Origin of the sequence: Borrelia nietonii YOR, from assembly GCF_023035795.1 — a bacterium.
Lineage (GTDB): Bacteria > Spirochaetota > Spirochaetia > Borreliales > Borreliaceae > Borrelia > Borrelia hermsii.
This window is the reverse complement of sequence record NZ_CP073151.1, coordinates 1-21,331: the sequence shown is the minus strand read 5'-3', so window position 1 is coordinate 21,331 and position 21,331 is coordinate 1. Positions and strand designations below refer to the sequence as shown.

Below are 21,331 nucleotides of genomic sequence, written 5' to 3'. Positions count from 1 at the left end.
GTTAAATAAGCCATGAGCTTAAATTTTAAGATTAATTCAAGAGATTTATATAAATATTCAATATTTTTTAGAAACTACATTTCAAATGTAGCAGAAGATTGCCTTAAGAATGGAATCACTTTAAATAGTGTAACTACTGCTTTGAATGTTAATGATGCTTTAGAAACGTTAAAAATAGAGCTAAAAGCAACATTATTGCAGTGTCTTATTAGTTATCGTTTTAATGGTGTTGGATACATTTTAGTTAAAACAGCAGATCAGCTACAAGATTTATACTTGGAAGTAAATAAAGAATTGCCTATTGGGTTTATGTATCTTGATTATAGTAATGTTCGTGATGAGGGGCCTGATGCTACTTATATAACATATACTTTAAAAGTAAATACAGATGAGAAGATATCTTATAAGGAAATAAAGATACATAAGAGCAGGGTAATCATACACTCCAATTATGATTATGTGCTTAAAGCATACAGCCCATGTTATACGCAAAGCTTTTTGCTTAATATATATCTTTTTGAACAAATATATAAAGAAATAGAAAAGCGAATAGAGAGTCATAACTTTTTATTTTACAGGGATGAATCATTAGTATCATTACAAGATGCCTTAAGTAATGCTACAACCTCATTAGAACTTTTAACTAAGGGTGTTAATGATAGGGCGAGCATATTTCCTAATATCTTTAAAAGAAATGATTTAAATGAGAATCATATAAGTGCGTTTAAGAGTGTAAATAGAGATTTAGAAAGAGAGCTTTCTAGACTTAAATCCAACTTAAATAATGAAGGAATATTTTACAGTGGCACACCAGATGCCTCACTGGAGGTTATTAAGTATGACTTAACCTATTTAAAGGAAGCATTAGCATTAGTAAAAGCAAAGATAGGTGCTGACACAAAAGAACCACTAACAAGGAGCTTTAATGAACAAGTTAAGGGACTGGGAAGTGATGGTAAGGGGGACAGATCGAATTACTATGACTTTCTAAAAGGTGTTCAAGAAGAGCTAGAAATTAATTGTAATAGTAAACTGGGTAAGCATTACTACTTAGACATGAGATTTAATTCATTGCATGTGCTAACTGAAGAAGAAAAGTATGAGAGAGATTCTAGACTTATAGAATTAACCCTTAAATATAAGGAATTAGAATCAAGCAATACGTTAAGTCAAAGAGAACTTGACGCTTTAAGATCAAAATTATTTTTTTATGAAGGCTAAAAGGAGATTTTATGAACAAAAAAACACAAGAAAATGTAGATAGCGCGCAAAAGGATAACTTGATGCAAAGTACAGAGGATAATAAAGAGGATAAAAATAGTATTACTTTAAGTTTAAAGGAATATGAAGAATATAAAGCATATAAAGCAACAAGAGAATCTGATAGTCAGAATTTAAGTATTAATGAGAGGATATCAAAGGAGCTTGCCGATACGCAAGCACGCTTGGAAGAAGAAAATAAATTATTAAGTGAGGCTTCTCGTATTAATGAGATTGATACTTTAGCACGCAAACATTTAAGTTCGCATTTTAATAAAGAAACACTACTTGCTAAAGGCTACTTATTAAAAGATATAATGCAAGCACAACGTAGGGAACTTGTTAGGAAGTACGTACCAGCTGAAGACATTCAAGCTATTGCTAAGGTAAGAGATACTAGTCATTTAGATGGAGAAGTGCTTGAACAACTTGTAAACCTTGCTAAAGTAAATATAAAGAAAAGAATCCAAGCTACAAGTATCAGTTCCAAAGGTGAGATTAAACTTAACTTAACAAATGAGGATATATCAATCTTAGATCCTAACTTTAGTCCCCAAAACTTTAATGAGTTTAATATTTCTATTGCTAATGCTTATAAAGAGAGAAGAAATGAGTTTTATAAGCTTGGAAAACAAAAAACCGCTTAAGGAGATAAGTATATATGTCACAGGCCATAACACAACTAAAAACTGAATATGATAAGAAAGTAAAAGAAATACAAGACCTAATGAAGAACCCGAATAGAGATGCTGGTCTTTTTCATGTAGATATAGGTTTTCAGGATAAAGGAGTACACTTTGCAAATCAAGGTGGGACTATAACTAGCAGTGTTGACAGATTAGAAAATTATCCTGTTAAAGGATATCCATACAAGAGAGGAATTAAGTTATCTTTTGAGGATGGTTATGAACCTTGTGTTGAAGCTTGTGGTGGTGCTGACCTTTATGGAATATGTACTGATATAGATGAATTTACTGGTACTGCCACAGTAATGCCAATAACAAACAATTTTACTGGATATTTGGTAGTAAAAAAAAGTAGTCAATCTTCCATTACACCTGGCGTAAAAGTGAAATTTGATACGAATGGAGAGATTGAAAATGACAGTGGTTCAGGTTCTCGTATTATTAATGGTATTGCCTTATCAAAGGCATTTAAAATCAATGAAAATCTATACATAGCGCTTGTAAGTATATTTGGAAATAGAGGGGTCAGCTAAAAGTGAGTAGCAATGGTCAGCAAGCAAGCTTAACACCAAATGTGCCAAATGAATCACTTGATCCTGGCATTTATTCTTCAATGGATGATACTGAAATTGTCCAGTTTTTAAAACAACAAGTAGAACAAGAAGCTTCCATACAAGAGGACTCTACACAGGGGAGGAGAAGAGGTAAGAGACATGCAGCGGCACTAGAGACTGCTGAGGGTAAGACCCTTAAAGAGGGTATCTTAAAATTAAAGAAATACTCTAAAAGTTTTAATGATGAGCCTGCTGTTTTTAAAGCCAAGACTGGATTTAGAGATAAAAATTTAACATTTGATGCTATATGTCAATCTTTATCAAGTAGCACAGATAAATTAGAAGAATACCCAGCTTTTGGATTTCCATACAAACGTGCTGTTAAATTAAAAATTGAAACAGGTAAACCTGATGAAGTTCAAGTAGAAGTTTCTGATGGCAAAAATATGTATGGAATATGCATTGATATTAATGAATATACTAATATCGCAACAGTAATACCAATAACAAATAATTTTGAAGGATATGTATTTGCGCAAAATTCTTCTGGTATTCAGGTTGGTGATAAATTAGATTTCAATTCAAATGGAGAAGCCTTTAAGACATCTAGTTCTTCATCAGTTTCAATTAATGCAATTGCACTTAGTAACATATTTACTTTGCAGCTTACTGATGATGAATCTAAAAAAGGACAAGAAGATTATAAATTGTATTTAGTAAAGATAGCTCTTTATGGTAATAAGGCAGTTTCTTAAAATAGGAGGATTAAAGTGTCAAATGTAACTCAGTTAGTAAAACAATATGAAGATAAAGCTAAAGAGCTTAAAAAGCTGATGAAGAATCCTACCAGGGATGCTGGTACTTTTAGTAATACAGCTGATTTTAGGAATAAAAATTTACATTTTAGTAATTCTGGTGGAACTGTAACTAGTAGGCACGACAAATTTAAGAATTATTTTTTTAAAGGGTATCCATATAAAAGAGGAGTAAAGCTTGTTGTAGATACAACATCAGATAATAGTAAACCACACTATGAACCACATGTTGAAGCTGGGGGTGAGGATGACCTTTATGGTATCTGCACAGATATTGATGAGTTTACACAAACTGCTACAGTAATACCTATTACAAATAGCTTTCAAGGGTATCTTGTTGCAAAAGACAATTCTATTAAGAGAAAAGATAAGCTTAAATTTAACTCAGATGGTCAGGTTGAAAAGAATAGTTCAAGTAATAACAAAATTAGTGTAGTAGCCCTATCAGATTCAATTGAACTTGATAGTACCGAAAAGAAACTTTACGTAGTACATGTAGCTGTTTATGGCAATAAAGGTAAACCAAGTTAATAAATTAAAGGAGTTTGAAGATGTCAGAATTATATGATCAAAATTATTATGCTAAGGAAATATCAAATATATTTTCTAAAATAAAGTTACCAGTATTTTACAACTGGTTTTCAAATGAACAAATCGAAGATGTTGATTTAAAGACCGGGTACTTAAGAACAATAAAATGGGATGCGTTTCTTAATGCCAACCCTACAACATTAGTAAATGAAGTTAATACTATTGCAACAATAGGATTTAGGTCAGAAGCAGTCAAGCTTAACTACCTTAAATTACAATATAAGTTTAGACATTTAAAGCAAACTTCTGAACAGTTTTATAAAAATAATGATTATGCAGGCGATGTAAATAATAATTTATTGCCTTTCAAGGAAGCATATAAGCTTGCAATTAATGAGATTATTAAACTTATAAATCACTTCATATTAACGGGTACTGTTTCAATCCAAAAAGATGGAAAGAATCAAAAACGTATGCTTCCTAATATGTATGGCCTACTTAATATGCCAGATCAAGTCAAAGAAGAAGTAAGCAGTAGTGATAAAGATAAGATGGATAAGATCTTTGAAAAGATTGAATCAGGACTTGCAAAGTTAGAACTTGGTGATGAATTTTCTACTCCTATGATGGTATTAGTTGACCAAGCAACCAGTTTGAAACTTGTAAAACCATATGCAATACCAAATGCGTCCTCATCATCTAATATTTATTCTTCAACTGACTCTTGGGAAGACTTTTTGGTTAAGACTATTAAAGCTGTTAATAATAGACAAGAAGTTTACGTAGAGACAAGTAACTTACTCTCAAATCAGATACTAATTTATCCATTAAATGCAGAACTAATTAAATTTAAACCAAGTAAATATATGTTACCAATGCCAAATGAACAAGTTGATAAGGATTCAACTGATATTGCTCATTCATACATTGATTTTGTACTTGGTGGACTTTTGGCAACACAGAAGACTATTTTAAGAGTTGATATTAAGCAAAGTTAAGGAATTGTGACTTATGGATAGTGATGTAGAATCATCAGAAGGTTTTGGAGAGCTTTACTTACGAATTAAAGCTCTCTTAGATTTATCTGAAGAGGATTTAAGTTTTGCAAAGTTTGAAGAACAAGCAAAGCTACTTGAGATGATACTTAATACACGTGGTGTTAACCTTAGCACATTAAATATTAGTCAAGCATCTCTACTGCTTTATTATCACATAGGTTGCCATCTAAAGCGTTCTGGTGTGATTCGTGAGTTTGGTCTTGAGAAAATCAAAAAAGAAAAATTTGGTGAGCTTGAGATTGATTATTATCCATCCTCAGGTACCGAATTGAATTGTGGGAGTAAAGATTATTGTTCCTCTTTTGAAGAGCTTATCACACAAATTAAGTCAGGAGCGCGTAAGACTTACTGCATAGGTGTTGTGTAATGAGCACAAGAGACAGGCTTGCTAGTATGGCAGAACGCATGATTGGCAGGTTTCGTGAAGAATCATACTTCCGGTTTTACAAAGGAACATATTCGCATGATGATGAGTTTGAAAGCCCTGAGATTAATTTCGATAAAAATAATTACACTCAATTTGTTGGAATTATTATCGATATCTCTCCACAAGAACTTGTAAAAATTAATGACTCTAATATTTATGATTTGAAAAACTTATCAAAGCTTTATACAAATGCTGAGATTAATTTTGAAATTAAAGACAGAGTATCACTTGAAGGTTCATTTTTTGAAATTATAAATATTGACTCTAGCGTTGGTTATAAGACTTTAATTTTACGGGGTTTAGAATGGAGATAAAAGGTTTTAGAGAAATAGAATTAGAGATTGGTTGGTTTGGGGGGCGTGCTTTGGTAGCATTTATACATGAAATGGGTACTAAGAATTTACCCATACGTAAGCACTTGACCGAAGTAGCTAATTCTTCTCAGTTTAGAGAGTACGTTAATACCAATTACATGAATAATGAATTTAATAAAGGCATTCAAAATGGTATGAATGCTTTGGGAAATGCATTCATAGAATATTATAAAAATTACGTATTAGCATCTAAAGTAAAACCTGCACTCTCTCCTAAGACAATTGCTTTAAAAAAGAGAAGGGGTAGCAAAACACCTGAGGTACCACTCAGTTGCAGCGGACTTATGCTTAAGACCATTGAATATAGGATAAATGAATGATACTGGATATTACTACTATAAAGCAATCTCTGATATCAGTTTTAAAAGACTTCACTAAATTTGCAAGCATTCATAAACTTGATGTTGATATTATAAATACGCATAACCATCCATACATGTCTGAACATACAATAAAAAAGCCCAATATCCTTGCAATAAAATTTGAAAATCTTGAAGGTCTTTTTAATCACAACTTAAGAACCGGTTCATTTTACAAAAATGTAAATGAATTTGGTATCTGTTTCCAAATCTATTTCATGGCATTTGCAAACGTTAATAAAAATGCATATAAGAGACTTATGTCACTTTATACGTTATTTAGTGATTTTTTACATGACTTAGGTACCCAAAGTTGTTCGTTCAAACCTGAAGAAGGTATAAGCACTCATGAAATAGAGCTAAAGTTTTACATTTATGCTACAACCAATATGCAAAATTCTGGTCTTATTGATATTGAAAGCAATTATAGTAAGTTAGCATACTCTGCAAGTTGTGGTTTTAAAGCTAATGTACAAGTAAAAGAAAACCAAATTAAGGAGGAAGAACAGAATGCCACAAGATACAATCAGTGTGAATTTGGCACATTCTGAATTAGATATAAACTATGTAAGTTACTATACACCCTTACTAGTGTATAAATGTGCAAAGATCAAACTCAATGATTCAACACCTAAGATAAAGATATTAAACTTAAATATAAATAGCTTTGAAAAACAAATCGAGGCACTTGAAAAGGAAGGAAATAATGGTGAGGATGAATTTAATAAGGAGAGAGAATACCTAAAAAAAGCAATGCAAGCATTCTTCTCAGCAGGTGATGCCGGACTTAGATCAGTCAAGCTACTTATATATAAAGAGGGAACCGAAGCAAAGGCAATTAAAACCCAACTTAAAGACAATAGATATACTTTTGTTGCCCTTATTAATACTTATTCAAGTAACAGTGATGGTGGTGATGGGCTTACAATATATAAGGATGATTATACTCATTTTAAAGACCCTGCTCACTTCTTTGTATTTGCAACAAAAGAATCTGAAATAAAAGAGTTGTTTAAAAATGGTACGAATTCTAAATCTAAAATTATTGTTATCCACTCTAAAGGAGAGGAATACTTACACTTAAGATTTATATCTAAATACTTACATGAAGCTAGTATTTTTCATGCTGTAAACCCTTATGGACTTAAGTTTAGCGGTATGAGTCCTATTACTGATGATTCTATAACCTGTAAACTTAGGAATGCTAATATTAACTTTTACTCATTGCTTAATGAGACTGGTCTTGATGGTGTTATGGCTTTTAAGGAAGGAGTAACTCTTGAAGGAACTCCCATTGACGAATTATTTACTTATCATTATATCAAATCTGAACTTACATCCGAGCTTATTAGAGTATGGAATGTTAATGGTAGACAGAATAGTAAACTATCAGAACTACAACTCTCAGGAAAAAGAGATAATGCTTACAGTGCTGCTGTTGAATGTATGCTTAAACGTTTCATTGATAGGAATATTATTGTTGCTTACTCCAAGCTTAAGATTCACATATCACCAACACCCGAGCTAAAGCTTTTCTTATCAATAGAGATTACTTATAACCACTCTATGAACGCTGTCCTTTTAAACATTACAGCACAAGATATAAATAGTTATATAAATAGCTTGAAGGAGAATTGAGAATGGAACAATACTATGATTTAAGGAACATATTTTTTTCAATTGGTGGGAATGAAATTCAAGGCGGTAAGTTAGAACTTACAAGTGAACCTACAACAAGAGCAGTAGCTAGCAGTGAAGATAGGGGTTTCCCCGTAGTTAGCTTCAGGGATCCTAGAACCATTACTTTCATATTCAATATTGAAGTTACAATTGGATCTTATGAGTACAAATTGCTAACAAAGCTTTCAAAAGACCAATTTTATAATACTCATCAAAGTAAAACTGCAAAGATGTTAGATTTAGTATTCAATGACTTAGAAGACATCAAAATTGTATCTCAATATGCATTTTTTGCAGAAGAACCTTCAAGAAGTTATTCTGCTGAGGCTGAAAAGGTTACATTTGAAATCAGAGCGGTTAACTGCACAGTAAACACCTAATTTTGAACGCTTAAGGAGGATTTTATGATTACGCGTTACAAAATGAATATCTTAACTAAAGATAAGACTTTTACATTTGAAGTAAGAGTACTGCCCGTTTACGAATGGGACTCTATATTAGGATTTTCACAAAATGAAGGCATCAAAAAACTTAATAATCTTGAATACTTAAGAGCAATAACAGACCTTATGATTAAACCTGGCTTTTTAGATGAATTTTACTTTATTTTAAATGAAAATAGAGAGTACATTACTTACTACAAAGATTATCTTAAGTACATACTTTACTCAATTCAGTTTGATGTATTCAAATCAGATCCTGACTTTAAGAAACCAACTTTAGTTTACTTAAGCCATTATCTAAATAATGCTGATGGATTTGTACAATTTGATTACATTAATGATAGTTGGAATTATGAACAGATAATACAAAATATCAAGTCACAACAAACATCAATGGGGATACAGGATGAAAATCCATAATGGAAGTAAAATCTTTAATGAAACCAAACTTGAATATTTTAAGTTACTTGAAGAGATAAAACAAAACAAATATTTCTTTCCTGTTATCATGGGTATTTGCACTTTAAATGAAGTCAAAACATTGAACTACGAAGAACTAAATGAGGTTTACAAAATATCGAATCTGAAACTTGAAAAGCAAATATTTGAAATGACTCTCTCTAAGGGAATGTTATGAATACTCCAAAATTTACAATTAAATTTACAGGAGTGCTAGATCATGCATCAACTCGCAAATCATTAGAAAAAGACATTTCTAAACTAGAACATTTAATTAAACCTAAAAAATCTTCTCTAAAGAGCACTAAAGATATCTTAAAACATAACTTATCTGAGAAGAAACGTGAACTAGCCAAACAAACCAAATATGAGAAATTACGAGAAAGGGTAGAAAAGTTTAGATTTACTGAAACTAAAAAACTTGTTAAGCTAGGATACAAATTTGAAGAAGCTAGAAAAAAAGCATTCAAGCGTTCACTTATGTCAAGTAAAGACCGAAGACAATTAGAATATGAAGAAATGAAAAGTGGCAAGCATAAGGAAACAATACTTCACAAAGCTATTCAAAAAAGTATTCTTAAAGGCGGCAGCATTTTGAAAATTGCTACTGGAACTGCTCTTGGACATATAGTGGGTCATACCTTTCAAAGTGGTATTGGTGATATCTTGAATTTTGCAAAAAAATCTATACTTAATGATGCTAGATTTCAAAAGCTTGACTTAATTACTTCAAGAGTATTTACAACAAATGAAAAGAGCAAACTTGATAGCATGCTTCAAGGCATACCTGGTTTTGGGAACAGCATTGAAAGAGAAGATTTTCTCAACTCTGCTGGGACTCTTAGAAAAGTATTACAACACTTAGGTCAAAACAATGACGATAATCTTAAGCAGGCTGTAACATTTGCTGCAAAGCTTAAATCTACCGGGGTTGTTGGTGATAAGAATTCTGCTATTACTGCAGTAGCAGAATTCTTGCAAGGCAAAAGCGGTTCTCTTTATAACATTATGAGTTCATTTAATAAATTTACTGATAAATATAATGAACGAGCTGAAATGGAATATGACAGAGTAGCAACTGGTTATACCTTTGATTACAGAACAGACAAATTAAAAGAAATTATTAAGGACTGGAACTCTCTTGAGTTTCCTACTTATGCTAGTGAAGCTGAAAAAATTAAGGATAGTCTGGATAAAGCTCAAGATTCATTTGGAAAACTTTCAGCTAGTGTATTCCAACCCATGTTGGAAAAAATAGAAACCATAGCTAAATGGTTAACAGGTTTTACCGTCAAAACACATATTGTTGAGCCCATAATAGACGGAATTAAAAGTTTTTTCGGTGACATTAACGAATGGCTTATAAAGCTTGGAAATCAAATTCTAAAATTAACATTGCCTAATTGGGCATACAAATGGTTATTTGGTTCAATACCTACAACAGATAAAAGCCATTCACCACTCTTAAGTACTGATACTGAATCAAAATTAGAAACAGACGCAAGTATAAAAACACCTTAAGGAACATTTAAATATGATACCACAATTTACAACAGACTTTATTCATAAATATAAAGACACAGCACCAGTAAAGGCAACACTAGACTTCTTAAAGCTTACTCCATCACAAGTAACAAGTATCCTTAAAGAAACATTCAATGAAATTTCTAGTGTGTTTATGGCATATAACTTCTTAAGTTTATGTCCAAGGATGGACTTTAAGGGACTTGGATACGTTCCACAAGGATTTTTCATCTTACCCAAAACTGAACTAATTAGCACAACTTACACCACAACATGTTCAAAGCGTCCTGTAATTGACTACTACACACGTAAATCTGAATATGTAAGTTACAATCCAACTTTCACTGGTGAAGTTATCACATTAAATAATGCTGTATTAACTAGTGCTTATAAGGAACTGCTTAAATTCTCGGCTAATACGGCTTTTGGAAAGTTAATCTTTCCTCATACCAGTAATCTGGCAAAACAACAACTTATTAATAGAGTTGAAGAGAGTGTACCATTTAGTTTCTACAGTCCAACTTTAGGGTTCAGGGGTATTGTTGCAATTACCTCTCTTACCCTTAAGGACACAGTATACCTTGATGAGGTTGAAATTAGTCTTACCTTAGAAGTTCTTAAAACATTTTCAATATATAAAGGGTAACTTCATGGAATGTAGAATTATCAAATACGACTTCAAAATCGAATTTTATAATCCAAGTAAAACTAGCACTAAGAATATCACATCAGAAGAAAAGCCTAAAATTATAATTAAAACTGAAGATGGAATACACATTGACATATCAATATCTGATATGTACTCAAGTAACAATTATGTGTGTGCAAAGAAAAGCAAGCTAACCCTTTGGAACCTACCTATAGACTTTACTGATAATGTAAATGAAGGAGATATTGTAAAAATATCTTATAAAAAGTTCGCAGACTCTAAAGATTATGACTTTATTATGGCAGGTTATTTGGGTGTTCCTATGAGTACTGATTATGCTAATGGTGATTTTAGTGTTGACCTTGAAATTCATTTGGCAACAAAAAGTAATTATTTCAATCGCAAGCTTAAAATAAATCAATTCCAAGGAATGAGTGTAGAGAATGCAATTAAATCAGCTTTTCCTGGTAAATGCATTATCAATATGAGCTATGCTGATAGAACAAAAATTATAACAGAAAGTTTTTGTGCAAATACTCCTCTTGAGTTTCTTGAAAAGATAACTAAAAAGTATGTTCAAAGCGTTAGAACAGATATTGTACCTAAGGAGCATACACAACTTATTAAAGAATCGGCTCTCGGGAACACTCATGTTGAGTGTAATTATATTTTTACTAACGCCACACCTGCAGAGCAAAATACAAATTATCTACCTCTTGAAGATTTTGGTCTGCAGTTTATTCCTCAACAAGAGATTACTATTGGCAGTACTTTAAGTATAAGATTTATATATTGGAATGCCAAAGTTATGTACACACACAAACTGAAAGTTGGTGACAGGATAAAATTTATTGACTCGCTTGGAAAAGAAGTTAAGAGCAGTATTATAGAGTCTAATGCTATCTTAAGCAATACTGGTGAATGCTCGCTTATCCTTAAGCTTTATGATGACTCTAATTACTTAGAAATAAATGGGACGGCTAAATAAATGAACTTGAATTATGAAATATACAGAATGAATAGCCAAATGAAAGGCTCCCCGTTAACACAAGAAGAAATAAAACTATGGATTTATAGAAACATTTTTATCTCTAAAATAGGAATAATTAAATCTTTTAACACCTCTACACAAAAAGGTATTGTTTTACTCTCTGGACACACAGACTTAGAGATTAAGACACGCAATATATCAAACATGCATTTTAATCTTAAAGAAAATGACGGGGTAATCTTACTTCAAAGTAGTATTAACCTTTTTAATGAGGATGATAATCATTATTTTGACAAAAACTATTTTTATATTCTAAGGCCAATTAACATGCAAAATGCTACTATCAAAGTTAATGACTTTGCAATTGACATACAAAACCCCATAGACATTAAAGCTAACAATACAAGTTTAAGGTCAGTATTAGAAGAAATTGTTTCTTGTCTATACAATTTACGGGTAATTGGGAATGCTAGTGTTGAACCTAGCTTTTACAGCAATCTTACAAAGATTACAAATAAAATAAATATGTTACTAAAATAGGTTTTTGCTAAAATAGTGCTATACTTACTACCGGTTAAAGGTTAAATTAGAATCATTAAAAGGTTAAAGATTGGATTTACAGATTGACAATCAATTTAATTTGGTTTTTAAAAAAGACTTAGCATTAACTAGTGGAATAAATGAACAAAAGCAACGTTTATTTATATTTTTAAGAACTCCAAAGGGTAGTCTTAAGAATGCTCCTAATTGGGGATTTGATTATAATTTCTTTACAAGGTTTGCTAAGACAAGCTCTTTAACACAAATTAAAACTTACTTTTCAAGCATTATACAAGACCTCAAAATTGATGTTGTCAACATTGAAACAATTACTAAAAATAACACATTAAACATTATATTTGAATTTGCAAACGACACTTTAGATATGGAGATTAGAATATGAGCATTCTTTTTGATCCTGATTTTGGTATTCTAAAACAGAATATCCAACAAATAGTTAATGCCAAACGAGCATACTTACGAGATATGCATGGGATTGTAATTAATAATGACCCATCCTCCATTTACAATATTATTGCAACCTCACTTGCAACAATTGAAGAACAAATCATTGATGAACTTAATTCATTTTTCTCTAAAGTAAGTCCCGGTGGCGAATACTTTAAGGCAATCGAAGAGCACATAAGTGTTAAGAGCACTACCTTTGATGCGGTTCGTTCATCATTGCTTAAACTTAAAGAAATAGAGTACGTCAATATTGATTCTAAAGTCGGAACAGCTGATATTTATCTTATATTAAATGACTCTTTACTAAATTCTAGTAAAACTGATATCACTGATTCTACATTTAAAGCCAAACTTTGGAAAGTGCTTTATTCAACTATGCCTGTAGGTACACTCTTTAATGGTAGTATCACAATTGATGGCCTTAACACTCACAATCAACTCAAAAGCTATAAAATATCTTTAGGAAAGAAAAAATACGTATACCTTAAAGTAAAATATCAACTTGATCTTAAAAATCACATATATCTTAACATAGACATGCAAATAAGAGATATATACAAACGTATTGTAACTAATAACTATCCTGATATGGGTATCAGCTTTGAATATCAAGATTTTATAGCTCCTGTTAATGAGATTAAGGGAATTAAGAGTATGAAAATATATGCTTGCATTAAAAACACAGATGACACTAAAATTGCAAGCATTACTGATTCAGAATTTAAGGAAAATACTAATATTGAAGTTAAGCCTGAGGAAATACTTATCTTCAATCTTACTGACAGATTAATCATTGACATTACAACTTAAAGGAGCTATTAAAAATGCAAATACCCATCCATCTTCAAGATACTGGGGTTGAAAAGTTCATACAAAATGAATTAGAGTATGCAAATACAATGTATTTAGAACTAAAAAGTCTAAATTCTAATTTCACAAGTATTACTGCTACACGCCACTGCTCATCACGTTTTATTGCCATTTGGTTATCCAATCTATTTAGAATCTTTTACTCTGAAAGCCAACCACTCGAATCACTTGTAGCAAACATTGATAGTGTACTTTTTGCTTTACGTCATATTGGCACTGATGAATCATTTATAAGACTTTTTAAGGCCTTCTTAAATGTCGATATTGAAGTTACTACCCCACAAGCTGGTGTAATTAACATAAAATTATTAAACAGGATAAAAACTAACTTTATTTCCTTTATCTCTCCTAGCACCGTTAAAGGGCATAAACCAAAACGTATTCGATTACATCAAACAAAAAAAGGATTTAAAACGGCATATAAATTTTTAACATTCAATTTCCTTCCTAAAGGATATTCACACTCAATTTATGCATTTATAAAAAATCTCATTCCTATAGGACGTGTCTTAAAAATTACAAATAATGAAAACATAGAAATTATTACTTTTAATTAAGGAGAACATTAATGTCAAGTGAAGAGAAACTCTTAATTGATGAAGAAGAATTTATCCAAATCAACAACCTAAACAGAGTTGGTGATATTCAAAAAACTGATTTAATGCTACTTGATGATGGAGGTTCTAATTGCAATGCAATTACATATGAAAATTTTCTTAAAAAAACTAAAGACAAAATCTTCAAAAATGAGGGACTTGAGTATTTCAAAGAAGTCATTAAAGACACAATTGCTACTGAACTATTAGCAAATGAAAACTTTATAAATCAAGCTTATAATAAAGTGCTTGAAAAATTACTCAACAATGCCAATAACGGTGTTTATAATATTTCTGATAAAGTAAGAGACAGAATTATAGGAAATATATCATCAACTACATTAACTAAAAATGATAAGTTTGTAATTATGAATTATAGTACGCTACAAAAATCCCCAGTACCTGAATATTTAACAGGAATTCCTTCTGGGTTTACTACAACAAAAAGCAAAACTACAAGTTCATATATTTACCCATCTTATTTTAAAAATCAAGCTTACGTATTAGACATGACATCAGAATATTCAAATCAAGAAGTTGAACTCTTATTTTATACATCTGATGATGATAACCCTATTTATTTAGACATTACTGTTGCTCTCACAATCAATGCGTCTGGTACTAAATATGCAAAAAAAGTAGCACTTAAATACACTGATAGCTCACAAAAGTCAACAGCATATTATTACGGTGCTAAAAATGCTTATGTAGATATTTTATGTCCAGTACTTAGAGGATGGTACATTCAAAAACGTGGATATATAAATGGTAATCGTGTTCCGGTTTTAGTAAAGTTATAACTTTATATAGTTTTTGCTATTCTTTGCTATATAGTTGTAGCTTACCTATTATAAACTCGAGGTGATAAAGTTGAATGAATTAAGTATTAATAACATATTAGATTTTTTACTTCAACTAATTAACATCAATGAAGTGAAGTTAATCATTATTAGTATTTTTATATTAAGTCTGGGTTTGATTTTCAAACCAGTAATCAAAGATATGCTAAGTATCTTATTAAGTAAGATAAAAATACATGACAGAGACAAAGAAAAGGAGGATTTATGATACTTGATCGTAATTCTTTAGATACTGCTTTAAATGCAATTGTAACATTATTTGATGCCCTATCTAATTTTGAAGATGGGTCGTTTAATGAAAATGCTCATAAAACATTCATGCTATTAAATGACATTTACACAGAATATCAAATTATCTATACACAAAATATGGAAAGGTTAGAGAATGCCTTAACTCCGCAAATAAGAGAAGCACTTGAACCTATCCAAACTAAAATCAAAAAATTTATAGAAAAGGTTAATAGCAATCCAGATAATATGCAATTACCATTAGAAATCTCATCAATTGAAAAGGAGGTCAAATGAAATTAAGTACTGCTAAATTAAGTGTTGATATCCTAAACAAATTTACAGAAATTATAAAAAATAACCACCAAGGTAAAAACACCGTAACCTACATTAATATTTTCACCAAAGTGGTTAATTATTTTTACTCACTATATGAGGCAAGTGTATATCAAATGGAACAAAAGGAAGCTATCAAACTACTCTCTGAAATTGAAGAAATACTAAGGCTCAACATCGAGATAATAGAAACTGCTGGGGATTATGATGATTATTCAAAATACATTTCCCAACTTAGAGCTAAACGTAATAAGCTCATGAGTACTTACATCAAAATGTTAAAGGAGGCCTAATTTGAAAAAACTAGTAAATTTAACTTTCTTAACGCTTATCTTCTCATGTACATCTATTGCTTCTCTAACGGAAGAACCAACATTTCCTAAAACCCAAACTCTCACAGAATTAAGTACTTATGAAGCTAAGCTAGCTGATTATGTTATGTACTTGCAAGTATTCTTAACACGTACAAAAAAGAAAGTTAATGACCCAAAGTATCCTAAGTTTACTTATTTTGATTCTTCTACACTCAAGTCTGAACAGACAATCCAGGATTTAATGTTTAACATCAACATTTTCAAAGCATACATCAAGATAACTAAACCTATTGCTGAAGCGGTTTACAAAAAATATTCAAAACTAAAAAATTAATATTATTTAAAGCCCCTAATGGGGCTTATTTGCTTTAAATTATCATCTATGTATCAAATAAATATCTTAACTCTTCTTCTCTTGACAAGAATCCAAATAATCTGAGTGGACTATCCTCATATTTAGGCTGCATAAGCGCTATAAATGCCTCAAATTGATCTAACTTCCTCATAAGATGATTATTCTTAAATATATATTCTCTAATGAGTTCTATCCAATAGTTAACACTCCTTAAAGCTTTATTCATATTAAAATACTCTAAAAAGGAAGAATCATCCCCCTTCTTTATAGCACTTAAATATGCATTTATCTGCGATATACTCTCAAATGGTTTATCAACCAAATGCTTATGCATACCACGTGCTGCTATAAGAAGACTTTTATAGCAACTAAACTTAATTGAATTAGCTTTATTATCTTTATTTACTCCTACTGTATTAGTATTATTAGATTTCACAACTCTATTCACATCTACAGGTGGGGTTTCTACACCCTTAGATTGTTCCTCTGTTGTGTCTTGTCTAGTTCCTAAGGTATTTGCATCATTATCTTCCTCACTCTCAACTGATAGATTGGATGGTACATGCTTATTATCACTTTTGGTAACAGACTCATAATCAACAGGGTGCATCTCTTTAGTCACTATTTTTTCAGTTTCAGTATGCCCTATTTGTTGTACCTTATGAGCTTCATAAAGATTATCTGTATCTCCTAACTCTTCTCTTATATAGGGCATACTCTCAAGCCCCGCGCCTGGCAAAGTTCTGCATAGACAACTAACCGCACATTTCCTTAACATAAATACTGGTTTCTCTCTCCAAATAGGTGAGTTTTTGTAATACTCATTAAATAAAACAGAAAAACTATAAATATTACCATGCTCTGATTTGAAGTAAGCTGTACATTGCCAATCTTCTTGTACCATTTTATTGCCCTTAGAATCAATTTTAATTGTCTTAACCATTTCTTCTTTAAATTCAAGGCTATATTTACTATACCCTGCCTCATATGCCCTTATAAGTAAGGTTTGATATGCTACCACAACTGCATATCTCCCATTAAATGGGATTATGTATGCTTCCTTCTTGAATGGATTTAGATTATTTACTTGTAGTAAAGTTAAGATTTCTCTCTCTGATTGAGTATCCATTCTTTTAAGTCCATGCATACTCTTATATGCTTCCCATACCTCATAAATATTACTTGAATTCATTTTTTCTGTTATTGTACTAATCGTATTTGATATCTCAGGCTTTGTTATATTCTTTGCATTACTCATATTTAACTCCTATAATCTATTGTGTTTTATAAACAAAATAATATATCAAATACCAGTTTTTGTCAACTTTTTAACAAAATATTTTTAATAAAAAACTTTACAAAAATAATATATCAAATCATTAAACTTGAAGATAAAAATTTAGGCCTTAATTAAAAACTCTTAAAAAGAATGTTTAATCAAGACCTAAAGCCTTTGTGAATCGAACACAATAACATTAGGAGTCCTAAACAAATAGCACTACTAATACTAATAAAATACAACAAATTTCAAATAAAATCAATCCTCATTCATAAGTAACTTTTTTATCCTATAAAGAATTTACTTATTAGAGACATGATAATAGATATAATTATTGGTATTCCTATTGCTGTAATAACAGTGAGAATTCTATTTCCTACACTAAGCTTTTCTAATAGTACTGCATTATCTCTTTTCATTTCTTCTTGAATCATCGTATTGTTACTTTCTATTTCTTTAAAGAAATTTTTTCTAAAAATGATTCATTGTTTTAATGAGTTCATCTTTTCTCTTAAAACTTTAAAAGTATAATTGTCATTATGAAGTAAAATGAAATCTATTGGCGTTTCAGTAAACCCTTTATCTAAGAACCCCATTCTTAAATCTTATCTTCTATATGTCTTATATGCTAAATTATTCATAAATAATTCCTTACATTTAGCTTTTTAAACTTTCAAATTCTTTCATAAACTTTTCGAGTAAATCTTTTTTGTCCTTAAAAACCCTATCTAAAAAGTAACTAGTAAACTTGGCATTTTTCTTATAAAAATCATAACTCTCCTGGCTTTTAAGCTGAAATCTTAGTGGCTTTATTGGATTTACTTTTGAAATATTTTTATCTATATCAGACTTCTTAATTCTTTTATACGCCTCTCTAAATCCAAATTGCTTAATTTCCTCTATTTTTAAATCACCCGATAATACTCTTTTATAAAGCCGTAAATACAAGAATGCTTGACTCCTTGCTATAATAAATTTTTCAAGAAAATCTTCAAATTTTTTGTATCCATCAAGTTGATAAAGTTTTTTCATCCTTATTTTATATAAAATTTCCATTAATTCAATTTTATTGTTTATATCACTTACAGTAATTCTTCTTATTTGATTTTTATAACTTTCATATTCCATTTCATCATCTTTATCATTACTCCTTTCAAATTGATTAACACTAATTTTTCTGTTATTAAGAACAATCTCCTTTTTCTGACTTCTAGACATTGTTTCCTCCTTTATTTTCAAATATCATAAAAGTACGCTAGCGTACTTTTACTATTTTCTCTAAAGCTTCCTGAGCTTCTTTGTAATACATTGCTTGAATATCAGGTTCTTTTAACTCGTTAATTAAAACTTTAATACTGTTAAGACTATGAATTTTACCTTTAATCAACATTCCATAATTCTTTAATACCAACTCTTCTATATCTTTGAAAGTATTCCTATTTTTAACAAACTGATTCTCCACTATTGAAACATCTATTTTTTTACTTTTAAAAATGTTAACTTCTTCTATTGCATCCATTAACATAGGAAATGCTTCAACAGACCACCTTTCAAGTTGAACAGGTATTATAACTTTATCTGTAACATTTAAAGCATTGTATAGTAAAGGACTCAAACTAGGAGGTGTATCAATCATTATATAATCAAAATTGTTATTAGATAAAATCTTGCTTATGCAATGTTCCAATAATTGTTCTTTATATCTTTCATCTTCTTGTTCAAATTTGCACAAAATTGGATGAGAAGGTATAATGCACATTTCACTATTTATCTTATTTAAATATTTATTTAGATCAAAATTCCTATATTCTTTAAGCATGTAATATACATTAAGCCCTTCAACACTTTTTATGTATTTGATGAAATAACTAGTTAAACTGTTTTGAGGATCCAAGTCAACCAATAAAACTTTTTTATTAAAATCTTTCAAAATGTGACTAAAAATAATTGCTAGCACGCTTTTACCAACACCACCTTTAATTGATGCTATAGTGATTATTTCTGGTTTTTTTCTATCCATTTAGTAATTATCCCTCCGTCTGGTAATTTTTTATTGTAAAATTCATATACTTGTCTCTCTAAATTTATTATTAGCTCAAGTAAAAATTGACTATACTGTGTTTTTAATTTTTCTTTTTTAATCAAACGAGACATTCCTTTGATGTAACAACAAACACTGCCCTTTTTAAATCTAAATTCTATGTAATAAGCCCTTGAAAAGGTATATGACTTTATAACCCCATTCTCTTCATATCTTGTTATGATATTTTGTACTGGTTTTCTATACCCATAGAAAATCCCTAAGAATTTATCATTTTCTTTCAAAGAAAATAAATTAAACTCATTGATTTTTCCTCTGTGAAATAATCCTCTAAATGAAATGAAAAATTTATGTTTTTGATTTTTATTAACCCCAAATACATATAAATCATTCATTATCTTTGTGTGGTATATTTTTCTACCATTTCTATCTTCTACTTTAGCAAAGATACGTTTTCTTTCTATTTTCTTAATCTCTAATTCTTTGGTTTTGAGGCGTTCTGATACACTCTCCACAACTAATCCTTAACTCGTAATTTTTTTGGGTTCTCCTAATTTTAAATAATTCCCGCCATTTTCTACTAATCCTAAAATCTCGTAGTAATAATGGTTACTAAATACCTTGTTATACTCCAATTTGTTCTGTTTGTTTAAATATTCTTTCAGTATTGGTATTAAAACTGATGTGTCTACTTTATGTCTTAATTGTTCAAGAAGTATGCTAAATACGTTATTCCTAATTTCTTTCTCATCTTCTTTTACGGTTACTTTAACACGTTCAACTGACTTTTTAAGCTTCCCTATTATCTTTTCTAAGTCATTGTACTTATTGTTCTCTATGATAAAGTGTGGTTTATCTTTATATTGCTCATATACCTTTTGTATTTGGACTTCCAACTGTTTACTATTATAGCCTTCATTTTTTAAGATAATTTTTGTTTCATCCAGTATTCTACTTAATTCCTTTTGCTTACTTGCAATCTTGTTTTCTTTTGGCTTAATGTTGCTTTTTTTCTTGTGTTTAGTTTTTTCAATGAAGTTTTCTGTTCTTTTAAGTACCTTAAGCACTTTAATTGTAACATCTTTTTCTAGTTTTAAATTCAAAATAGAGAAGAAAGCATTTGATTTAAAATTGCATTTCTTAGCGTACTTTTTTACTTGCAGTTTTTCTATTTCTTTTATGTCTTTCTTTTCTTCTTTATCTTTATTATATATATTATATATACACTCCCCTTTTTCTACACTCCCCTTTTTATTACATCTTTTTTCAAGACTAGCATTTACACGATCTTTGTGCCTCTCTTCTTTTTTCTCTCTAAAGAGTTTATTGATTATGCGATGACATTCTTTTTTAGAATACTTAAGGTTATAGTGAATTTCAGTTCCCATGTTAACACCCAAATGTCTGTAATAATTAATTGTGACACCTAATTCTTTTTCTAATTTATAAAGATATTTTTGAAGTGTTTTAAGAGTAGTTTCTTTGTGACCATTGCGTCTTAAATTTCCGTTAAAGTAATAAAGTATGTTGCTTTGAGTGTATTTTTTAAACTTTAAGTTCATGTAGTTTAATGTTGATATTAAAACGATTAATTTGTATTGATGTTTTTTGGTAGGCTTTTTTGTACCTCTCAT

Annotated in this window: 33 protein-coding genes; 26 read left to right on the top strand and 7 right to left on the bottom strand. The window is 30.2% G+C overall.

Annotation, left to right across the window (positions count from 1 at the left end):
• Positions 1–12: 12 nt before the first annotated feature.
• The 26 genes from bhYOR_RS04950 to bhYOR_RS04825 all read left to right on the top strand — a co-directional run bounded on the left by bhYOR_RS04950 (position 13) and on the right by bhYOR_RS04825 (position 16,356).
• Positions 13–1,221, top strand: a complete 1,209-nt coding sequence (locus bhYOR_RS04950; RefSeq protein WP_247088320.1) for an anti-CBASS protein Acb1 family protein — start codon at positions 13–15, stop codon at positions 1,219–1,221.
• A gap of 11 nt (positions 1,222–1,232) precedes the next feature.
• Positions 1,233–1,907 carry a DUF1357 family protein gene (locus tag bhYOR_RS04945; protein WP_025400152.1) on the top strand — a complete coding sequence of 225 codons (675 nt, stop codon included), beginning with the start codon at positions 1,233–1,235 and terminating at the stop codon, positions 1,905–1,907.
• Positions 1,908–1,921: 14 nt separating this feature from the next.
• Positions 1,922–2,479, top strand: coding sequence for a DUF228 domain-containing protein (locus tag bhYOR_RS04940; protein WP_025400151.1), 558 nt, complete (start codon positions 1,922–1,924; stop codon positions 2,477–2,479).
• Positions 2,480–2,481: 2 nt separating this feature from the next.
• Entirely contained in the window at positions 2,482–3,255 is a 774-nt protein-coding gene (locus bhYOR_RS04935; protein ID WP_247088392.1) for a DUF228 domain-containing protein, read from the top strand.
• 15 nt (positions 3,256–3,270) lie between these two features.
• Complete coding sequence (locus bhYOR_RS04930; protein ID WP_025400150.1) at positions 3,271–3,846, top strand: DUF228 domain-containing protein; 576 nt, start codon at positions 3,271–3,273, stop codon at positions 3,844–3,846.
• A 20-nt stretch (positions 3,847–3,866) separates the two neighbouring features.
• Positions 3,867–4,844, top strand: a complete 978-nt coding sequence (locus tag bhYOR_RS04925; protein ID WP_040126256.1) for a hypothetical protein — start codon at positions 3,867–3,869, stop codon at positions 4,842–4,844.
• 13 nt (positions 4,845–4,857) lie between these two features.
• Positions 4,858–5,271, top strand: coding sequence for a DUF3890 domain-containing protein (locus bhYOR_RS04920; RefSeq protein ID WP_247088318.1), 414 nt, complete (start codon positions 4,858–4,860; stop codon positions 5,269–5,271).
• Positions 5,271–5,645 (top strand): DUF1506 family protein, encoded by a 375-nt coding sequence (locus tag bhYOR_RS04915; protein WP_247088390.1) that lies wholly within the window; start codon positions 5,271–5,273, stop codon positions 5,643–5,645. The genes bhYOR_RS04920 and bhYOR_RS04915 overlap by 1 nt, the downstream gene beginning before the upstream one ends.
• Positions 5,636–6,025 (top strand): hypothetical protein, encoded by a 390-nt coding sequence (locus bhYOR_RS04910; protein WP_025407097.1) that lies wholly within the window; start codon positions 5,636–5,638, stop codon positions 6,023–6,025. The genes bhYOR_RS04915 and bhYOR_RS04910 overlap by 10 nt, the downstream gene beginning before the upstream one ends.
• Positions 6,022–6,615 carry a DUF764 family protein gene (locus tag bhYOR_RS04905; protein WP_247088362.1) on the top strand — a complete coding sequence of 198 codons (594 nt, stop codon included), beginning with the start codon at positions 6,022–6,024 and terminating at the stop codon, positions 6,613–6,615. Before bhYOR_RS04910 ends, bhYOR_RS04905 begins: the two co-directional genes overlap by 4 nt.
• On the top strand, positions 6,575–7,702 hold the full coding sequence (locus bhYOR_RS04900) for a DUF787 family protein (RefSeq protein WP_247088353.1): 1,128 nt from the start codon (positions 6,575–6,577) through the stop codon (positions 7,700–7,702). The genes bhYOR_RS04905 and bhYOR_RS04900 overlap by 41 nt, the downstream gene beginning before the upstream one ends.
• A gap of 2 nt (positions 7,703–7,704) precedes the next feature.
• Complete coding sequence (locus bhYOR_RS04895; RefSeq protein WP_025400200.1) at positions 7,705–8,124, top strand: DUF1463 family protein; 420 nt, start codon at positions 7,705–7,707, stop codon at positions 8,122–8,124.
• A gap of 24 nt (positions 8,125–8,148) precedes the next feature.
• Positions 8,149–8,607, top strand: a complete 459-nt coding sequence (locus bhYOR_RS04890) for a DUF1473 family protein (RefSeq protein ID WP_025400199.1) — start codon at positions 8,149–8,151, stop codon at positions 8,605–8,607.
• Complete coding sequence (locus bhYOR_RS04885) at positions 8,594–8,824, top strand: DUF1322 family protein (RefSeq protein ID WP_025400198.1); 231 nt, start codon at positions 8,594–8,596, stop codon at positions 8,822–8,824. The genes bhYOR_RS04890 and bhYOR_RS04885 overlap by 14 nt, the downstream gene beginning before the upstream one ends.
• Positions 8,821–10,167, top strand: coding sequence for a DUF759 family protein (locus bhYOR_RS04880; RefSeq protein ID WP_247088351.1), 1,347 nt, complete (start codon positions 8,821–8,823; stop codon positions 10,165–10,167). Before bhYOR_RS04885 ends, bhYOR_RS04880 begins: the two co-directional genes overlap by 4 nt.
• Positions 10,168–10,180: 13 nt before the next feature.
• Entirely contained in the window at positions 10,181–10,816 is a 636-nt protein-coding gene (locus bhYOR_RS04875; RefSeq protein WP_025434162.1) for a DUF792 family protein, read from the top strand.
• A 4-nt stretch (positions 10,817–10,820) separates the two neighbouring features.
• Complete coding sequence (locus bhYOR_RS04870; protein WP_247088388.1) at positions 10,821–11,807, top strand: DUF693 family protein; 987 nt, start codon at positions 10,821–10,823, stop codon at positions 11,805–11,807.
• Positions 11,808–12,350 carry a DUF777 family protein gene (locus bhYOR_RS04865; protein WP_025434160.1) on the top strand — a complete coding sequence of 181 codons (543 nt, stop codon included), beginning with the start codon at positions 11,808–11,810 and terminating at the stop codon, positions 12,348–12,350.
• Positions 12,351–12,420: 70 nt separating this feature from the next.
• A complete protein-coding gene (locus tag bhYOR_RS04860) occupies positions 12,421–12,753 on the top strand; it encodes a hypothetical protein (protein ID WP_025434159.1) in 333 nt (110 codons plus the stop codon).
• Complete coding sequence (locus tag bhYOR_RS04855) at positions 12,750–13,628, top strand: DUF276 domain-containing protein (protein ID WP_247088384.1); 879 nt, start codon at positions 12,750–12,752, stop codon at positions 13,626–13,628. The genes bhYOR_RS04860 and bhYOR_RS04855 overlap by 4 nt, the downstream gene beginning before the upstream one ends.
• 14 nt (positions 13,629–13,642) lie before the next feature.
• Complete coding sequence (locus bhYOR_RS04850; RefSeq protein WP_025434158.1) at positions 13,643–14,245, top strand: DUF735 family protein; 603 nt, start codon at positions 13,643–13,645, stop codon at positions 14,243–14,245.
• An 11-nt stretch (positions 14,246–14,256) separates the two neighbouring features.
• Positions 14,257–15,084, top strand: a complete 828-nt coding sequence (locus bhYOR_RS04845; RefSeq protein WP_247088345.1) for a DUF685 domain-containing protein — start codon at positions 14,257–14,259, stop codon at positions 15,082–15,084.
• Between the two features lie 70 nt (positions 15,085–15,154).
• Positions 15,155–15,352, top strand: coding sequence for a BlyA family holin (locus bhYOR_RS04840; RefSeq protein WP_025434156.1), 198 nt, complete (start codon positions 15,155–15,157; stop codon positions 15,350–15,352).
• Positions 15,349–15,669: a BlyB family putative holin accessory protein gene (locus bhYOR_RS04835; RefSeq protein WP_247088309.1), complete on the top strand. Its 321-nt coding sequence runs from the start codon at positions 15,349–15,351 to the stop codon at positions 15,667–15,669. The genes bhYOR_RS04840 and bhYOR_RS04835 overlap by 4 nt, the downstream gene beginning before the upstream one ends.
• On the top strand, positions 15,666–16,001 hold the full coding sequence (locus tag bhYOR_RS04830; RefSeq protein ID WP_025407106.1) for a BlyB family putative holin accessory protein: 336 nt from the start codon (positions 15,666–15,668) through the stop codon (positions 15,999–16,001). The genes bhYOR_RS04835 and bhYOR_RS04830 overlap by 4 nt, the downstream gene beginning before the upstream one ends.
• Position 16,002: 1 nt before the next feature.
• Positions 16,003–16,356, top strand: a complete 354-nt coding sequence (locus bhYOR_RS04825; RefSeq protein ID WP_025434309.1) for a BBA14 family lipoprotein — start codon at positions 16,003–16,005, stop codon at positions 16,354–16,356.
• A 46-nt stretch (positions 16,357–16,402) separates the two neighbouring features.
• On the opposite strand, the gene bhYOR_RS04820 is transcribed toward bhYOR_RS04825, so the two are convergent.
• The 7 genes from bhYOR_RS04820 to bhYOR_RS04795 all read right to left on the bottom strand — a co-directional run bounded on the left by bhYOR_RS04820 (position 16,403) and on the right by bhYOR_RS04795 (position 21,331).
• Positions 16,403–17,635, bottom strand: a complete 1,233-nt coding sequence (locus tag bhYOR_RS04820; RefSeq protein ID WP_247088382.1) for a recombinase RecT — start codon at positions 17,633–17,635, stop codon at positions 16,403–16,405.
• A gap of 305 nt (positions 17,636–17,940) precedes the next feature.
• Complete coding sequence (locus bhYOR_RS08145) at positions 17,941–18,075, bottom strand: hypothetical protein (RefSeq protein WP_281506147.1); 135 nt, start codon at positions 18,073–18,075, stop codon at positions 17,941–17,943.
• Positions 18,076–18,138: 63 nt separating this feature from the next.
• On the bottom strand, positions 18,139–18,252 hold the full coding sequence (gene bdr / locus bhYOR_RS04815) for a Bdr family repetitive protein (RefSeq protein WP_241763824.1): 114 nt from the start codon (positions 18,250–18,252) through the stop codon (positions 18,139–18,141).
• 61 nt (positions 18,253–18,313) lie between these two features.
• Positions 18,314–18,874, bottom strand: coding sequence for a chromosome replication/partitioning protein (locus tag bhYOR_RS04810; RefSeq protein ID WP_025400166.1), 561 nt, complete (start codon positions 18,872–18,874; stop codon positions 18,314–18,316).
• Positions 18,875–18,911: 37 nt separating this feature from the next.
• Complete coding sequence (locus bhYOR_RS04805; RefSeq protein WP_025400167.1) at positions 18,912–19,676, bottom strand: ParA family protein; 765 nt, start codon at positions 19,674–19,676, stop codon at positions 18,912–18,914.
• Complete coding sequence (locus tag bhYOR_RS04800; protein WP_025434389.1) at positions 19,652–20,212, bottom strand: DUF226 domain-containing protein; 561 nt, start codon at positions 20,210–20,212, stop codon at positions 19,652–19,654. The genes bhYOR_RS04805 and bhYOR_RS04800 overlap by 25 nt, the downstream gene beginning before the upstream one ends.
• A gap of 9 nt (positions 20,213–20,221) precedes the next feature.
• A complete protein-coding gene (locus tag bhYOR_RS04795; RefSeq protein WP_247088380.1) occupies positions 20,222–21,331 on the bottom strand; it encodes a plasmid maintenance protein in 1,110 nt (369 codons plus the stop codon).

Coding starts and splice junctions, on each gene's coding strand:
- bhYOR_RS04940 (WP_025400151.1), top strand. CDS start 1,922: ATGTCACAGGCCATAACACAACTAAAAACTGAATATGATAAGAAAGTA.
- bhYOR_RS04870 (WP_247088388.1), top strand. CDS start 10,821: ATGGAATGTAGAATTATCAAATACGACTTCAAAATCGAATTTTATAAT.
- bhYOR_RS04805 (WP_025400167.1), bottom strand. CDS start 19,676: ATGGATAGAAAAAAACCAGAAATAATCACTATAGCATCAATTAAAGGT.
- bhYOR_RS04880 (WP_247088351.1), top strand. CDS start 8,821: ATGAATACTCCAAAATTTACAATTAAATTTACAGGAGTGCTAGATCAT.
- bhYOR_RS04900 (WP_247088353.1), top strand. CDS start 6,575: ATGCCACAAGATACAATCAGTGTGAATTTGGCACATTCTGAATTAGAT.
- bhYOR_RS04865 (WP_025434160.1), top strand. CDS start 11,808: ATGAACTTGAATTATGAAATATACAGAATGAATAGCCAAATGAAAGGC.
- bhYOR_RS04915 (WP_247088390.1), top strand. CDS start 5,271: ATGAGCACAAGAGACAGGCTTGCTAGTATGGCAGAACGCATGATTGGC.
- bhYOR_RS04905 (WP_247088362.1), top strand. CDS start 6,022: ATGATACTGGATATTACTACTATAAAGCAATCTCTGATATCAGTTTTA.
- bdr (WP_241763824.1), bottom strand. CDS start 18,252: ATGGGGTTCTTAGATAAAGGGTTTACTGAAACGCCAATAGATTTCATT.
- bhYOR_RS04820 (WP_247088382.1), bottom strand. CDS start 17,635: ATGAGTAATGCAAAGAATATAACAAAGCCTGAGATATCAAATACGATT.
- bhYOR_RS04885 (WP_025400198.1), top strand. CDS start 8,594: ATGAAAATCCATAATGGAAGTAAAATCTTTAATGAAACCAAACTTGAA.
- bhYOR_RS04895 (WP_025400200.1), top strand. CDS start 7,705: ATGGAACAATACTATGATTTAAGGAACATATTTTTTTCAATTGGTGGG.
- bhYOR_RS04810 (WP_025400166.1), bottom strand. CDS start 18,874: ATGTCTAGAAGTCAGAAAAAGGAGATTGTTCTTAATAACAGAAAAATT.
- bhYOR_RS04875 (WP_025434162.1), top strand. CDS start 10,181: ATGATACCACAATTTACAACAGACTTTATTCATAAATATAAAGACACA.
- bhYOR_RS04850 (WP_025434158.1), top strand. CDS start 13,643: ATGCAAATACCCATCCATCTTCAAGATACTGGGGTTGAAAAGTTCATA.
- bhYOR_RS08145 (WP_281506147.1), bottom strand. CDS start 18,075: ATGAAAAGAGATAATGCAGTACTATTAGAAAAGCTTAGTGTAGGAAAT.
- bhYOR_RS04945 (WP_025400152.1), top strand. CDS start 1,233: ATGAACAAAAAAACACAAGAAAATGTAGATAGCGCGCAAAAGGATAAC.
- bhYOR_RS04920 (WP_247088318.1), top strand. CDS start 4,858: ATGGATAGTGATGTAGAATCATCAGAAGGTTTTGGAGAGCTTTACTTA.
- bhYOR_RS04845 (WP_247088345.1), top strand. CDS start 14,257: ATGTCAAGTGAAGAGAAACTCTTAATTGATGAAGAAGAATTTATCCAA.
- bhYOR_RS04795 (WP_247088380.1), bottom strand. CDS start 21,331: ATGAGAGGTACAAAAAAGCCTACCAAAAAACATCAATACAAATTAATC.
- bhYOR_RS04910 (WP_025407097.1), top strand. CDS start 5,636: ATGGAGATAAAAGGTTTTAGAGAAATAGAATTAGAGATTGGTTGGTTT.
- bhYOR_RS04950 (WP_247088320.1), top strand. CDS start 13: ATGAGCTTAAATTTTAAGATTAATTCAAGAGATTTATATAAATATTCA.
- bhYOR_RS04925 (WP_040126256.1), top strand. CDS start 3,867: ATGTCAGAATTATATGATCAAAATTATTATGCTAAGGAAATATCAAAT.
- bhYOR_RS04835 (WP_247088309.1), top strand. CDS start 15,349: ATGATACTTGATCGTAATTCTTTAGATACTGCTTTAAATGCAATTGTA.
- bhYOR_RS04890 (WP_025400199.1), top strand. CDS start 8,149: ATGATTACGCGTTACAAAATGAATATCTTAACTAAAGATAAGACTTTT.
- bhYOR_RS04830 (WP_025407106.1), top strand. CDS start 15,666: ATGAAATTAAGTACTGCTAAATTAAGTGTTGATATCCTAAACAAATTT.
- bhYOR_RS04855 (WP_247088384.1), top strand. CDS start 12,750: ATGAGCATTCTTTTTGATCCTGATTTTGGTATTCTAAAACAGAATATC.